This window comes from Streptomyces sp. NPDC042201, from assembly GCF_055582185.1.
Genome location: NZ_JBVJDS010000007.1, coordinates 408,631 through 423,573, shown reverse-complemented (window position 1 = coordinate 423,573; position 14,943 = coordinate 408,631). Strand labels below are relative to the sequence as shown.

Annotated in this window: 9 protein-coding genes and 1 pseudogene; 3 read left to right on the top strand and 7 right to left on the bottom strand. The window is 67.3% G+C overall.

Annotated elements, in window-relative coordinates; genetic code table 11:
• Positions 1-97: 97 nt before the first annotated feature.
• Positions 98-510: pseudogene (locus tag ACZ6MZ_RS20035) on the bottom strand (recombinase family protein); the annotation flags it as partial.
• Positions 511-1,675: 1,165 nt separating this feature from the next.
• Positions 1,676-3,154 (bottom strand): glycosyltransferase family 39 protein, encoded by a 1,479-nt coding sequence (locus ACZ6MZ_RS20030; protein WP_469353328.1) that lies wholly within the window; start codon positions 3,152-3,154, stop codon positions 1,676-1,678.
• 332 nt (positions 3,155-3,486) lie between these two features.
• Here ACZ6MZ_RS20030 and ACZ6MZ_RS20025 point away from each other — a divergent pair, with 332 nt between their 5' ends.
• The 3 genes from ACZ6MZ_RS20025 to ACZ6MZ_RS20015 all read left to right on the top strand — a co-directional run bounded on the left by ACZ6MZ_RS20025 (position 3,487) and on the right by ACZ6MZ_RS20015 (position 6,561).
• Positions 3,487-3,780, top strand: coding sequence for a lactococcin 972 family bacteriocin (locus ACZ6MZ_RS20025; RefSeq protein ID WP_384192230.1), 294 nt, complete (start codon positions 3,487-3,489; stop codon positions 3,778-3,780).
• A gap of 169 nt (positions 3,781-3,949) precedes the next feature.
• Positions 3,950-6,052, top strand: a complete 2,103-nt coding sequence (locus tag ACZ6MZ_RS20020) for a hypothetical protein (protein ID WP_469353326.1) — start codon at positions 3,950-3,952, stop codon at positions 6,050-6,052.
• Between the two features lie 44 nt (positions 6,053-6,096).
• Entirely contained in the window at positions 6,097-6,561 is a 465-nt protein-coding gene (locus tag ACZ6MZ_RS20015) for an ABC transporter ATP-binding protein (protein ID WP_469353324.1), read from the top strand.
• Positions 6,562-7,197: 636 nt separating this feature from the next.
• Here the strand turns inward: ACZ6MZ_RS20015 and ACZ6MZ_RS20010 are convergent.
• The 5 genes from ACZ6MZ_RS20010 to mreD all read right to left on the bottom strand — a co-directional run bounded on the left by ACZ6MZ_RS20010 (position 7,198) and on the right by mreD (position 14,940).
• Positions 7,198-9,129, bottom strand: coding sequence for a TIGR03960 family B12-binding radical SAM protein (locus tag ACZ6MZ_RS20010; RefSeq protein ID WP_384192239.1), 1,932 nt, complete (start codon positions 9,127-9,129; stop codon positions 7,198-7,200).
• Positions 9,130-9,179: 50 nt separating this feature from the next.
• Positions 9,180-10,754 (bottom strand): CYTH and CHAD domain-containing protein, encoded by a 1,575-nt coding sequence (locus tag ACZ6MZ_RS20005; protein ID WP_469353322.1) that lies wholly within the window; start codon positions 10,752-10,754, stop codon positions 9,180-9,182.
• A 119-nt stretch (positions 10,755-10,873) separates the two neighbouring features.
• Entirely contained in the window at positions 10,874-12,073 is a 1,200-nt protein-coding gene (gene rodA / locus ACZ6MZ_RS20000; RefSeq protein WP_389792472.1) for a rod shape-determining protein RodA, read from the bottom strand.
• A 3-nt stretch (positions 12,074-12,076) separates the two neighbouring features.
• Positions 12,077-14,239 carry a penicillin-binding protein 2 gene (gene mrdA / locus ACZ6MZ_RS19995; protein ID WP_469353320.1) on the bottom strand — a complete coding sequence of 721 codons (2,163 nt, stop codon included), beginning with the start codon at positions 14,237-14,239 and terminating at the stop codon, positions 12,077-12,079.
• Positions 14,236-14,940 (bottom strand): rod shape-determining protein MreD, encoded by a 705-nt coding sequence (gene mreD, locus ACZ6MZ_RS19990; RefSeq protein WP_384192250.1) that lies wholly within the window; start codon positions 14,938-14,940, stop codon positions 14,236-14,238. Before mreD ends, mrdA begins: the two co-directional genes overlap by 4 nt.
• Positions 14,941-14,943 lie beyond the last annotated feature (3 nt).

Sequence of the window (14,943 nt, the reverse complement as noted above, 5' to 3'; positions counted from 1 at the left end):
TTCGCGATCTCCCACAGCCCATCCGGAACAATCCAACTCCACATACCCCGCCCCATGCACAGCCCAACGAGCCACCCCCACATAGGACACGGTCTTAGTCCTCTGCTACGCGAAGGCCCTTCAGTCCGGGGTTGCGGAGGCGCCGCAGCAGCGTGCTGGTAGTGAGACCGTCGCTCATGAGCTTGGACCGTTTGATCCGCGTCACCATGCGCGACGTTGGCACCCCTCGGACCGCCATACGTCGCGCCCAGTGCAGTGCCTTGGTACGCCGCCGCGTCGATGACCAGGACAACCTTGCCGTCCTCGTCCTCTGCGGTCTCGTATCCATACGGGGGATTGCCGACAAGCCACTCCCCCCGCGTCTTGGTGTAGTCCCACAGGCTTGTCACACGGGTACTGGTGTTGGCCGCCTCAATCTCGGCCACGCCGCCGATGATCGTGACCATGATCTTTTCCGGCCGTCGTGGACAGGTCGATAGTGTCGTGCTTCGAAACAAGGTTCTTCTGCCGGACGGTCTCAAGCTCGGTGTGCCGGTGCGTCCGGTGGAGCTGTTCGCCACTCTCCGTGGGCGCGGATCTTCAACGGCTCGCTCTCGGACGGTGTCGCCTACCGCGCTTACGCTTTGGAACTTCTCGTCCCCGCTGGGGCTGAGGCGGGCAAGAAGGCGGCTGCCGCGTGAGCGAGAAGCCCTTCCGGCTCTGGGGCTGCCGCCACGACCACACTCGGGGCCGGCCGGGCTTCCGGCCCCTCGGCAACAACGGCTCCAGCACAACCCACTGCTCGTCTGTGAGATCTCCCCGCGCCAGGAACCAGAATCATCCAACGCTCGAGATCCGCTTTCTATACACGCCCTAACGCTCCCGAGCTGGGAGGTGCTGCGATTTGGCAGGCACTACGGGCGCCAGGCTCTGGCCCGTATCGACCTCCCAGGCACCGTAGCGGTAGACCCTGCGGTGCCTGGCGTCTATTTCTTCATCACCGGGTGCCGCTGCCACGTGGTCGTCGATGCCTGCCGACGGCCCTCTGAGCGTGACGACGGCGTCAAGTGGTGCTTTCGCGTCTCAGGTCGAGATCCGCGCAAAAGTGGCGCGGGGTGGTTCCGGCTGACACCGGCTAAAACCGGCATTCTACGGGTGTCCGTCCCACATACGTCCCACAGAATCAGGGGTCTGAGGCTCCTCCGCCAGGCAAGCTGCTCGTCCACGCCCACGCACAGGACCGCAACACCACGGTCGCCGTCGGGACATACCGCGACAACGGCAAGACGGTAGGTCTCCGCGGCCAGGACCACCTGCGGCAGGTAGCTGACACCTTCGACTCCCTCGCCCAGGCTCTGCGGCTGTCCTTGAGTTGACTCAGGAACGTTGACGAGATCCCGTCCGATCGCGAGATCGGGCGGGATCTTCGTCGTTTCGGGAGGCGTTCGATGCCCGTTCGGCGTGGTGGATGGCGGCGGATCGAGTCTGGCAGATTGCTGCGTAGGCGTGTGGCTTTTGCCGAGGCATGCAAACCGGGGCCCCATTGCCCGGGGCGGGTGATCGTGATGTGTGGCTGCGACGCGGACTGGTCAGAGATCGGCCGGCGGATGTCGCCCTATGCCGAACGGCACGGGGAGGTAAGGCCGGTCAGGGCCCGGAGGAGCCACGCCCGCTGCCACCGAATCACGCACGGCCCTCAGGCCCGAGGTCCCGACGGTCGGCCGGGCGTACGCCTCTCGTACACGGTCACTCTCCGGCCGCGGACCTGCTCATCGGCCACCGGCCGGAAGTACTCCCGAAGCGTGGAAATCTTGGCCCGGTCCCGCGCTGAACTGGCTGACTTCGCCACGTCTTCCGCGTCGGTGACGAGAACGATGCGCTGCCGGGCGAGTAACTCAGTCCGGATGCGCGCGGCATCCCACTCCACTCCCTTCAGCGTTCCGGAACGTTCCGGCGTCTCCTCCAGGGCGATGTCCTGCAGGCCCGTGAACGCGTGCGGGGAGACCAGCCTGGTGTCCCGCCGCGCTGCCGGGACGAACAACACGGCGTCCCCGGACTTCTTCAACCGCTCCACCTGCGCCGCGGCTGCCAGGACGTCGTCCACGCGGCTCTGCGGCGAGCGCTTCGCGAGCGCCTGCGGAAGCAGGACGAGCGAAGCGACGGCGACCGCGAAGGGAAGGACCCAGCGCGCGGCGCTCCACGACCGCCGCTGTACCGCCCCCACCAGCGCGCCGAGAAGGACACCAATCATCAGAGCCAAGCCCAGCAGGCTGAACAGCACGTACCGATCCACGAAAAGCGGCTTGAACAGCGAGAGCCCGACGAGACCGAGCTGCGGGACCGCGAGCAGGGGCAGCCCGACGGCCGCTGCCGAGAGCCGCCCCGCCCGGGGCCCGTCCAGCAGGGTCCCGACGCCGGCGATCACAAGCAGGACCGCCGGCCCGATCAGCATGTGCCAGGTCAGCGGCGGGATCCAGGACACCTGCCCGGACTGGGTACGGCTGAAGAGGATCAGTGGCGTAACGGCTGCTGTTGCCGCCACGGATGACGCGTGCCAACAAACCCACGTCCCGCGCGTCGCTCGTGCCCACGCCAGGGTCGCCAGGTGCGCGGGCAGTATCAGCAACGAAAGCCAGTTCAGCAGGCCGCACACGAAGACCGTGCAGCCGTAGGCGGTCCAGTACCCCCACCGGTTCCGTCGCCCCTGCAGCATCGCCACGAGCAGCAGTGTCGAGAGCCCGGCACCCGCCGCCACCAGGGCGTACGGACGACCCTCCTGAAGGTAGAACTGCACGGAGGGCAGCAGCCCGAACGCCATGCCTGCGCCCAGGCCCACCGGATTCCCGGAAAGCCGCCGACCGAGTTCCGCCACACATGCCGCTCCCGCCGCGACCGCCAGCACGGAGGGCAGCCGTAACACGGTGATCGAAGGGCCGAAGCACTCGAACAGCGCGTGCATGAACAGGTAGTAGAGGGCGTGGACGACGTCGACGTGCTCCAGCATGCGCGTGATGTCGCTGGTGGGCCGGAGGGCGACCTGCCAGGTCGCGGCCTCGTCCCGCCACACACTGCCCTTTCGCGACAGCCCCCACAGGCCGAGCGCGACAGTCCACAGGAAAGGTATAAGCCAGACGGAAACACCGCGCCGAGAGCGGAGATCGATGAATCCCGTCAAAGTCGGTCGCCCCCCGGCCAGCCAAATCCACGCAGTCGTTCGCAAGGTGTGGTACTCGGCATGAATCCGAGTGACGGGCAGACCAGCAGTGCGGTCGTGAAATCGCCGAAAAGGATCGCCATACCCCGAGCGAGGAGTCTCACAGAACGGTCCGGCGGCGTCAACTTCCTTGCCTGCAAGGGGCGGCGAGGTGGGGGACGGGGGTGGTTGCGGGCCGGGACTCCGCGACGGGGCAACGATTTCACGCCACACTAATGGGGGTTGACGAATTGTTGAGTCATTGGCAAAGATCTCATCTCGGTAAATCGATCACCATGTAAGGGGAATCGTTCATGAAGAAGAGAAATGCTCTGAAGGCCACGCTCGCCTCTGCGGCGCTGATTCTCGGAGCTGCCGCTCCGGCGATGGCCATAACCGTGGATGTCGGCGGCGGCCGGTGGACCTACGATCAGGGCGCGAACAGCGCGTGGTCGAACTACACCCACCCGACCAACAAGCACGCGTCCTCGGTGCAGATTGGCTCCAACATCTTCCGAAGCGGCTGTACTTCCGCCGGTAACTGGGCGCTGGCGTCCGGCGGCAAGAACGGTGGCTCGGTCAGCTGGTACTACGACCCCAGCTGCTGATTCCGCCCGCGCTCAGATCGTGAGAGTGTGCAGCCGGTAGATTTCACTGAGTAAGCCAAGGCTCCAGGACGGCTGCGGGTATGCGGTTCCGCTGCCCGCAGCCGTTTCTCGCGCTCTTTGTTTCATCTGACTTGAATGGCTCCCTAAAACTAAGAAATTAAGATGGGCAATGCTGCAGCGAGGTATTAAGTTCGTTCACGTCGTCACACTGGCCTTCTCCGCACTCCTTGCCTTCCTCTTCCTGCGAGAGCTCGACGACAGCCGAGTTCTGGGAAGTGTCGCTCTGGTCGACGTGATCGACTCCGACGGCTCGGAGAGTTCCGCACGTATCGTGGACGTCGTCGAGTCGATCGCGGCCGAGGGCCGGGTAGGTGTGGCCCGCGAGGTGCCGGATCTGAGGAACCCCGAGGGGCTCCGGCATCTGTACCTGGCCACGGGAGACCGTGGATCGGCGACAGGGGCGTGGCTGGACGAGGGTTACCCGTCGTTCAGCCAGAACATCGAGACCCGTGTCCATCCCATATCCGAGATCGAACACCTCGATCCTCGCGGCGCTTATCACGTCTTCGGGCCGCCGGAAGCCGTCGACGCCCTGGTTGGCGAGTTCGGCAAGCTCGGGCTCCGTGTGAACGTGGCGTACCCGCTGTCCTACGCGACGCTGGCCACCGACTACTCCGGCGATCCTCTGCCCTGGTCCCTGGGCGTCATGGCCCTTGCCGTCGTGACCCTGACCGGAGCGAGTGTGTTGCTCCGAGCAAAGACGTACGCTGTCCTTCGCCTGCAGGGCATGTCCTACACGGACATCCTGATTCGCGATCTGAGGCAGACAGCTGGCTTCTGGCTCGTCTCCTGCGGGGGCGTGGTGGCGGTGACGCTCGGTGTTCTCGGTCTCTACAACGGCTGGGCCAGACTCGGTCTGTTCGCCTCGATCGCCCTGGGAATCGCCGCCCTGCTGACCGTCTCCGTGCTCGGCTCCCATGCCGCGGTGCTCGCGCTCGTCTTCCGGGTCGGAATCCTTTCGTCCCTGAAGGGCGAACTGCCCTCGCGAGCGGCGAGCATCAGCCTCTACGTGGTCCGCGTACCGGCGCTCCTCCTCGCTCTGAGCATCGCGTTGAGCGTCGTCATGGCTGGCCAGAACGTCCTCAAACGGCAAGAGAACCGCGACGTCTACCGAAGCGTGGGGGATGCCGTCTCGATTCGTCTCAGTAGTAGGTTCGCAACCCGACTCGACGAATTGGACCGAAAGGTCGGGCCGTGGCTCCGGGCGGCGGATGCGCGAGGCGAGATCGTCGTAGCCGGCCGAGGGGATCTCCAGATGGCGGCACCGGATGCAAACCTGCCGGCAGGCGAGATCCTCATCGTCAACGAGACCTACGTCCAGGAACAGCCGGTTCTCGACCAGGAGGGCCGACGTTACGTTCCCGAAGCAGGCGACTCAAAGAATTTCCAGCCCCGCCCCGTGCGCGTGATGATTCCCGTGTCTTACGCCGCACACACGGAAGCGATCACCAAGGCCGTCTCCCAGAAGCTCGACCCAGGGCTCAGCCGGAGCGTCCCCGTTGAGGCGCTCGGCGCGAAGAACGGGCAGCAACTCTTCGGGTATAACACCGGCGCCCTGGTGTACAGCTCGGCACACCCTGCGAACGAAGACAGATCGCTGATGCGCGATCCGATCGTGGTCGTAGTCCCGAACGGATCGGACTTCCTCACCAATGACGCCTACGCCACCTTCGCAACTCAGGAAGGTGTCGTCTTTCCCGACCCGGGCGACGCCCTGAACGCCATCGGATCGGAAGGGCTGGAGGACTACGTGTCGTCCGTCTCCCCGGTCGGGCAGCGGATCGCAACGGAGCTGAGGGACGCGGTCGGCGACTTCCGGCTGCAGATGTTCAACCTAGCCCTCGCGGTGGCGGTCCTCCTGGTCGCGGGGGTTGGAATCTGCATCGTCTACACGAGGAAGAACGCCCAGGCCATATTCGTGCGTCACATCAGTGGCTGGACGTTTGCCGCATCCCATCGCTTCATTCTTGTGGTGGAGGCAGCCATCGCGATCGTCTTCGCGGTACGGATTCCTATCGAGGTGTGGCAGCAGAACCGGGAGATCGCCGAGTTTACCGCGGCAGGTCTGCCGGCCCCCTTCCCTCCGTTGCGCGTCGAACTCGCAGACCTGGGTATCATCTCCTGCCTTGCCGTGGTCGAACTCGCCGCGATCCTCCTGGCTCTATCGGCGCTCCACCGCCGGATCGTGAAGGAAGGCGCCTCCGAGGCGTGACTTCTCAAGAACCGAAGCAACCCCCATACAGCCGGAGTGCAATTGTGATTGACGTCGACGGACTGTCGAAGAGTTTCGGCGAGCGAACGCTGTGGCGCGATGTCAGCCTGACAGTCGGTCCTGGCGAAATGCTCGCCCTCATCGGTCCGAGCGGTTCCGGAAAGTCGACCCTCCTGAACTGCTTGGGGCTGCTTGACAGACCGAACACCGGGGCCATTCGCCACGAGGGGAAAGACATCACGCGTTTCGGCAGGCGCGAGGCCCGCCTGTTTCGCAGGGATGTCCTCGGCTACCTCTTCCAGGGGTACGCTCTCATCGAGAACGCCACCGTCGAGGAGAACGTGGAAGTGGCGGTGAAGCCACGTCGTGCGCTCCGGGACAAGGTCGGCCCGTCCCTCGCGGAAGCACTGCAGCGCGTCGGGCTGGCTGGGCGGCACAAGGAGACGGTCCACCGCCTCAGCGGTGGCGAGCAACAGCGTGTGGCCCTCGCCCGTCTCATCGTCCAGTAGCCGACGCTCGTCCTCGCGGACGAGCCGACCGCTGCTCTGGACCGTGACAACACAGCCATGGTTCTGGACTCGCTCAGGGAAATGAGCCGAGCCGGGTGTGCAGTGGTGATCGCCACACATGACGACACCGTCCGTGATGCCTGTGACAACGTGTTCGCCGTGGGAGCGCCGCTCGTGTCCAGGTGAGTCTGACAGCGGGAGGCGTCGGTCGCCGGCTGGGTGGGAAACGATCTCTGCCGGCGTGCGAAGCGATCTTCGTACACATTCTGGAATGCCTGGTCAGGGGTACTGTGAACACCCCAACCCGGGCTCTGGCATGGGGCCGTACGGCAGCGAAGTACAGCAACCGCGCCAACCGCTCTCGGCCGGTAACCGCCCATCTCATCTGACAGCTGGCCGATCGCGGCGCGTACTTCTTCCTCTCAGACCCACTCAACTTCACTGGTGAACCTGTCCTCACTCGCGACACTCCGGGCCGCTTGTAGCGGGGTCTGGGCCTCCGCTCTCCGAGGCCCAGGGCCGGTTCGCAGCACCCGAATGAAGCCAGACTCTCCAGAGCTTCGGTCTCAGTAGTCGCTGAGAGCGCGCTAGCGATCCGCCCTACCGCCTCATCCGCTCTGCCCCTGTCTCCACAGGTCAGGAGCCCTTCACGACCGTCAGCGGCAGGAGCTTCTTGCCGGTGGGGCCGATCTGGATCTGCGTGTCCAGCTGCGGGCAGACGCCGCAGTCGAAGCACGGCGTCCAGCGGCAGTCCTCGACCTCGGTCTCGTCGAGCGAGTCCTGCCAGTCGTCCCAGAGCCAGTCCTTGTCGAGGCCGGAGTCCAGGTGGTCCCAGGGCAGGACCTCCTCGTACGTGCGCTCGCGTGTCGTGTACCAGTCGACGTCCACGCCGAAGTCCGGCAGGGTCTTCTCGGCGCAGGCCATCCAGCGGTCGTACGAGAAGTGCTCGCGCCAGCCGTCGAAGCGGCCGCCATCCTCGTACACGGCGCGGATGACGGCGCCGATGCGGCGGTCGCCGCGGGAGAGCAGGCCCTCGACGATGCCGGGCTTGCCGTCGTGATAGCGGAAGCCGATCGAGCGGCCGTACTTCTTGTCGCCGCGGATCTTGTCGCGGAGCTTCTCCAGCCGGGCGTCGGTCTCCTCGGCGCTCAGCTGCGGGGCCCACTGGAACGGGGTGTGCGGCTTGGGCACGAATCCGCCGATCGACACCGTGCAGCGGATGTCGTTCTGCCCGGACACCTTGCGGCCCTCGGCGATGACCTTGACCGCCATGTCGCCGATCTGGAGGACGTCCTCGTCGGTCTCGGTGGGCAGGCCGCACATGAAGTACAGCTTCACCTGCCGCCAGCCGTTGCCGTAGGCCGTGGAGACCGTACGGATCAGGTCCTCCTCCGAGACCATCTTGTTGATGACCTTGCGCAGGCGCTCGGAGCCGCCCTCGGGGGCGAAGGTCAGACCGGAGCGGCGGCCGTTCCTGGTCAGCTCGTTGGCGAGGTCGACATTGAAGGCGTCGACGCGGGTGGACGGGAGGGACAGGCCGACCTTGTCCGCCTCGTACCGGTCGGCGAGGCCCTTGGCGATGTCGCCGATCTCGCTGTGGTCGGCGGAGGAGAGCGAGAGCAGGCCGACCTCTTCGAAGCCGGTCGCCTTCAGTCCCTTCTCGACCATGTCGCCGATGCCGGTGATGCTCCGCTCCCGGACCGGGCGGGTGATCATGCCGGCCTGGCAGAACCGGCAGCCGCGGGTACAGCCGCGGAAGATCTCGACGGACATCCGCTCGTGGACTGTCTCGGCGAGCGGCACGAGCGGCTGCTTCGGGTACGGCCACTCGTCGAGGTCCATGACGGTGTGCTTGGAGACCCGCCACGGGACGCCCGACTTGTTGGGTACGACGCGGCCGATCCGGCCGTCCGGGAGGTACTCCACGTCGTAGAAGCCCGGCACATACACGCCACCGGTCTTCGCGAGGCGGAAGAGGACCTCCTCGCGGCCGCCGGGGCGTCCCTCGGCCTTCCAGGCGCGGATGATCTCGGTGATCTCCAGGACGGCCTGCTCGCCGTCGCCGATGACCGCGCAGTCGATGAACTCCGCGATCGGCTCGGGGTTGAACGCGGCGTGGCCGCCCGCGAGCACGATGGGGTGGTCGACCGTACGGTCCCTGGCCGCCAGCGGGATGCCCGCCAGGTCCAGGGCGGTGAGCATGTTGGTGTAGCCCAGCTCGGTGGAGAAGCTCAGCCCGAAGACGTCGAAGGCCGAGACCGGCCGGTGCGAGTCCACGGTGAACTGCGGGACCTGGTGCTCGCGCATCAGCGCTTCGAGGTCCGGCCAGACGCTGTACGTACGCTCGGCGAGCACGCCCTCGCGCTCGTTGAGCACCTCGTAAAGGATCATGACGCCCTGGTTGGGCAGCCCGACCTCGTACGCGTCGGGGTACATGAGCGCCCAGCGGACGTCGGTGCTGTCCCACTCCTTGACCGTGGAGTTGAGTTCACCGCCGACATATTGGATCGGCTTCTGCACATGCGGGAGCAGGGCTTCGAGCTGCGGGAAGACCGATTCGGCAGACATCTCGCACTTCCATGGGCTGACAGGGGTGACCACCCAGGCTACCCCGGTGGTCACCGGGTCAGCGCCGCCCGCCATTTCCGGGCGGACGCCTTCGCCCAGACCTCCGGCAGCTCCTTCTCGCGGCGGTCGGCCTGCGCCTCTTCCCTGCCGTACAGCAGCCCCCAGGTGAAGGCGGACTCGCCCGCCGCATGGGCCTGGATCGCGAGGCTCCGCAGGGCGTCACGGGCCACCACGCTGTCCTGGTGGTCGCCGAGCACGGTCTGTACGGCCTTCATCCGCTTGGCGAGGCGCTGGGCGGGCTTGCCCAGCGCGGGCCGCACGGCCTCGGCGGCGTACCGGGCGCGCTTGGCCGCCTTGCGGGCGTTGTGCAGGGCGACATCGCGCTCCTCGCCGGGCGCAAGGGCCAGCGCGTGGGCGACCCGGCCCGCCAGCCGGTCGTAGTCCTTAAGGACCGCCTTGGGCAGCACCTTCCCCGGCGGTCCCGCCGCGGCCGGCCGCAGCGGCGGCTCCGCGAGCAGCGCGTCGAGGGTGTCGAGAAGGGACAGGTACCGCTCGCTGTCGAGTACGGCGAGAGTGCTGCTCCGGGAGCCGGCCCGCTGGGCGACGCTCCACATCCGCAGCCGGGCGCGCACCGGCCCGAGGAGCAGGGTTTCCGGCACCGCGTCGAGCCGGGCTCCGAGCCGTTCGTCGAGGACTTCGTGGTCGCGGTCGATGCCGAGTTCCCCGGCGAGCCACTTGAGCTCCTCGGCGATCGGGTCGGTGACGGACCTGTCGAGGATCTGCCGGTACGTACGGAAGGCGGAGCGCATCCGGCGGGTGGCGACGCGCAGCTGGTGCACCGAGTCGGGCAGGTCGCGGCGTACGGCGGGGTCCTGGGCGATGATCACATCGGCCTGGGTCCGCAGGTAGGCCAGCACACGGTCCCCGGCGGTGGCCGGAGCGGGCTCGGTGGCCGACGCGGGCACGGTCTCCCCGGCCTGCGGGCCGCCGGCCCCTTCCGGCGCCGTCTCGGCCAGTGCCCTGGCCAGCTTCGAGGCCGCGGACGCCGGGCGCAGGCCCGCCTTGCGCAGCTTCTTCTCCACGGCGTCCAGGAAGGCGGGGTCGCCGTCGTCGGCGAGCTCCACCTCGACCTCGGTCCAGGAGGCGGTGGCGGGGTGCGCGGTGAGGCGTACCGCGCGGACCGCGTCGACACTCACCTCGGCGAGCAGCGCGCCGTCGGCGTCGAGCAGATGGGTGACGTCACGGGCGGTCCGCAGCCGGACGACGGGGATCAGCTCGGCGCGGCGGATACGGGAGCGCAGCAGTGCGGACAGCTCGGGCGGGACGGTCTCGGCCAGCGGTGCCTGGATCTCGTCGCGGATGCCGGTGGAGACGGGGAACTTGAGATGCCAGCCGGCGTCCGCGCCGCCTGTTCTGCGGCGCAGGGTGCGGGAGTCCGCGGTGAGGCGCAGGTCGGCGGTGTCGTAGTAGACGGCGTCGAGTTCGCTCACGCCCTGGTGGACGACGGCCGAGACTGCCCTGACCTGCGTCAGAGCGGCCAGCCAGGTCCGGTCACCGGCCTGGGGACCGTCAAGGGACTCAGGGAGTTCGTACTTCCGTTCGATCTCGCGCTTTGTGTCCGCCATGTACCGAATCTAACCGGAACGGCGGTGTCTAATCGTCGGGCCGCCGGATTCGGAAGAGCGGCGTCTCATCGTCGGGCCGCCGGATGACGGCGGCCCGACGATATGACCGCAGGATGACCTCAGGCCGCGAGCGGCCGCTGCACACGGATCGACTGGAGCAGTCCGACGGCGATCCAGACCGCGAACATGGAGGTACCGCCGTACGACACGAAGGGCAGCGGCAGTCCCGCCACCGGCATGATGCCGAGTGTCATCCCGATGTTCTCGAAGGACTGGAACGCGAACCAGGCGATGATCCCCGCGGCGACGATGGTGCCGTACAGCTCGGTCGTCTCGCGCGCGATCCGGCAGGCCCGCCACAGGACGACGCCGAGCAGCAGCAGGATCAGCCCCGCGCCGAGGAAGCCCAGCTCCTCGCCCGCGACCGTGAAGACGAAGTCGGTCTGCTGTTCCGGCACGAACTGCCCGGTGGTCTGCGAGCCCTTGAACAGCCCGGTGCCGCTGAGACCGCCGGAGCCGATGGCGATACGCGCCTGGTTGGTGTTGTAGCCGACACCTGCCGGGTCGAGCTCCGGGTTGGCGAAGGCCGCGAAGCGGTTGATCTGGTACTCGTCCAGGACCCCGAGCGCCGCGACCGTGACGGCTCCGATCACCCCGGCGCCGATCAGGCCGAAGACCCAGCGGTTGGAGGCGCCGGAGGCGAGCAGCACGCCGAGCACGATCACCACCATGACCATCACCGAGCCGAGGTCCGGCATCGCCATGACGATCAGCATCGGGATGACGGCCAGGCCCAGGGATTTGGCGACCGTCCGATGGTCCGGATGGAGCTGGTCCCCGGCGTCCACCCGGGCGGCCAGCATCATCGCCATGCCCAGGATGATCGTGACCTTCACGAACTCGGACGGCTGGAGCGAGAAGCCGCCGCCGACCACGATCCAGGCGTGCGCGCCGTTGATGGTGGCGCCGAGCGGGGTGAGGACCAGCAGGACGAGCACGACGGAGAAGCCGTACAGCACCGGCACGGCGCCGCGCAGGGTGCGGTGCCCGAGCCAGATCGTGCCGATCATCAGGGCGAACCCGATGCCGGTGTTGAGGAGGTGACGGAAGAGGAAGTAGTACGGGTCGCCCTGGTTCAGCTGGGTGCGGTTACGGGTCGCGGACCAGACCAGCAGGGAGCCGATGACCGACAGGGCCACCGCCGAGAAGAGCATCGGCCAGTCGAGCCTGCGCACCATCGAGTCGCGGGCCGCGAGCCGGGCCCATGTGCCGCGTTCCGGACCGTATCGGGAGACCGAGAAGCCACTGGTGCCGGCCATCACTCAGTCCCTCCGTGCGGGCGCGCCCGCGAGCGTTTGGGTGTCTTCCGGGACTTCCTTCACCGGCTCGTACGGCCTGATCTCCGGCGCGTCGATCGACCCGTCCGGCTCGATCGTGGGCAGTGCCGTGCGCGGTTGCGGCATCAGGGCCTTCTTGGTGTCCTGCTCGCCCTTCGCGTTGAGCCCGTACATCGACTCGTAGATCTTGCGGACGGCGGGCCCCGACGCTCCGGATCCCGTACCACCCTGGGAGATCGTCATGACGATCGTGTAGTCGTTGGTGTACGAGGCGAACCACGAGGTCGTCTGCTTGCCGTAGACCTCGGCGGTACCCGTCTTGGCGTGCATCGGGATCTTGGCCTGCGGCCAGCCGCCGAACCGCCAGGCGGCGGAGCCCCTGGTCGCCACACCGGCGAGGGCTTGGTCGATCTGGTCGCGCGTCTTCTTGTTCATCGGCAGCTTGCCGTGGGACTTGGGGGCGATCTGCTCCACCTGCTTGCCGTCGGCGCTGATGACGGCCTTGCCGACGAGGGGGTTGTAGAGAGTGCCCCCGTTGGCAATGGCGGAGTAGATCGTGGCCATCTGTATCGGGGTGACGAGGGTGTCGCCCTGTCCGATCGAGTAGTTCACGGAGTCACCGGCGCGCATCAGGTTGCCTTCGAGGCAGCCTTCGTAGGCGAGCTGCTGGACATACGTGCCGCCCTTCTTCCCCTGCTTGCACCAGCCGGCCTTGTTGGCCTTCCAGAAGCTCTGCTTCCACTGACGGTCGGGGATACGCCCGGTGACCTCGTTGGGGAGGTCGATGCCGGTCTCCTTGCCGAGGCCGAACTGATGGGCGGTCTTGTAGAACCAGTCATTGGGGTGCTTGGGCTTCATGCCCCCGTCCTTCAGCCACTCCTTGTGCGCGAGGCCGTAGTAGACGGTGTCGCAGGAGACTTCGAGGGCCTTGCCGATGCTGATGCTGCCGTAGCCCTGGGACTCGAAGTTCTTGAAGACCTGGCTGCCGACGTTGTACGAACTGGGGCAGGGGTAGCTGCCGTTGAAGTCGTATCCGGCGTTGACCGCGGCGGTCGACGAGATGACCTTGAAGATCGAGCCGGGGGCCGCCTGGCCCTGGATGGCCCGGTTCAGCAGCGGGAAGTTGGACTTCTTGCCGGTCAGCTTGGCGTAGTCCTTGGCGCTGATACCGCCGACCCAGGCATTGGGGTCGTACGTCGGCTGGGAGGCCATCGCGACGATCCGCCCGGTCTTCCCCTCCATGACGACGACGGCGCCCGAGTCCGCCTTGTAGTTCTCGTTGGTGTTCCGGTCCAGCTCCTTGCGCGCGGCCTTCATCGCCTCGTTGAGCTCGTACTCGGCGACGGCCTGCACGCGCGCGTCGATGGAGGTGACGACATGGGCGCCGGGCTTGGCGTCGTCGCTCTGCGCCTTGCCGATGACGCGGCCGAGGTTGTCGACCTCGTAGCGGGTGACCCCGGCCTTGCCGCGCAGCGCCTTGTCGTAGGTGCGCTCCAGGCCGGAGCGGCCGACCTGGTCGGAGCGCAGGTACGGCGAGTTGGTGTCGTGGGCCTTGGTGATCTCTTCGTCGGTGACGGGCGAGAGATAGCCGAGGACCTGGGCGGTGTTGGCCAGGCCCGGCGCGGTGTAGCGGCGTACGGCGGTGGGCTCGGCGGTGATGCCGGGGAAGTCCTCGGCGCGCTCGCGGATCTGGAGGGCCTGCTGGGTGGTGGCCTCGTCGGTGACCGGGATCGGCTGATAGGGCGAACCGTTCCAGCAGGGCTGGGGGGTCTTGGAGTCGCAGAGCCTGACCTTGTCCATGACCTCCTTCGGCGTCACGTCGAGGACATCGGCGAGCCGGGTCAGCACGGCCTTGCCGTCGTCCTTCATCTTCATCAGGTCGGTACGGCTGGCGGAGACCACGAGCCGGGTCTCGTTGTCGGCGAGCGGCACACCGCGGGTGTCGAGGATCGAGCCGCGGACGGCCGGCTGGACGACCTGCTGTACGTGGTTGCTCTTGGCCTCGTCCGTGTACTCCTGGCCGTTGCGGATCTGGAGGTACCAGAGCCGGCCGCCGAGCGTGAGGAAGAGGGAGACAACGAGAATCTGGATGACGATGAGCCGGATCTGGACCCGGGGGGTCCGTCCGGTCTCCGGGATATTGCTCACAGCCTCTTGACCCCCTTGATGCTCTTGACCCCCTTGATGCGTGCCGCCCGGGCCGGCTTGACGCGTCCGGCCCGTGCCGCGCGGTTCCGGGCGACCCTGACCCGCAGTCCGCCCCGCTGGCTGCCGATGCGCAGGCCCGTGCCGGTGGTGAGCCAGCCCGCCGCGACATCGCCGTTGCTCTGGGGCTCGACGAGCGGATCGCTGTCGGCGCGTCTGGCCAGCCACATGATCAGCGGGATGGTGAAGGGCGCGAGCAGCAGGTCGTAGACGGCGGCGCTGAAAATCATGGAGCCGAGACCCACATGGCGGGCGGCGGTGTCACCGACGAGGGCGCCCACCCCCGCGTACAGCAGGGTCGAGCCGACCGCCGCGGCGACGACCACGGTCATCGGGCCGACGGCCGACTTGAGCCGGCCGTTGTCGGGTCGGGCGAGGCCCGCGAGATAGCCGATCACACAGAGCACCAGGGCGTAGCGTCCCGCCGCGTGGTCGGCCGGCGGGACCAGGTCGGCGAGCAGGCCGGCGGCGAAGCCGACGAGCGCGCCGTTCACATGCCCGTACACGAAGGCCAGGGCGAGGACGACGAGGAGCATCAGATCGGGGACGGCGCCAGGGAGCTGGAGCCGGCCGAGGACGGACACCTGGATGACCAGGGCGACCACGACCAGTGTGGCCGAGAGCAGAATCCGGTTCACACGCATGGG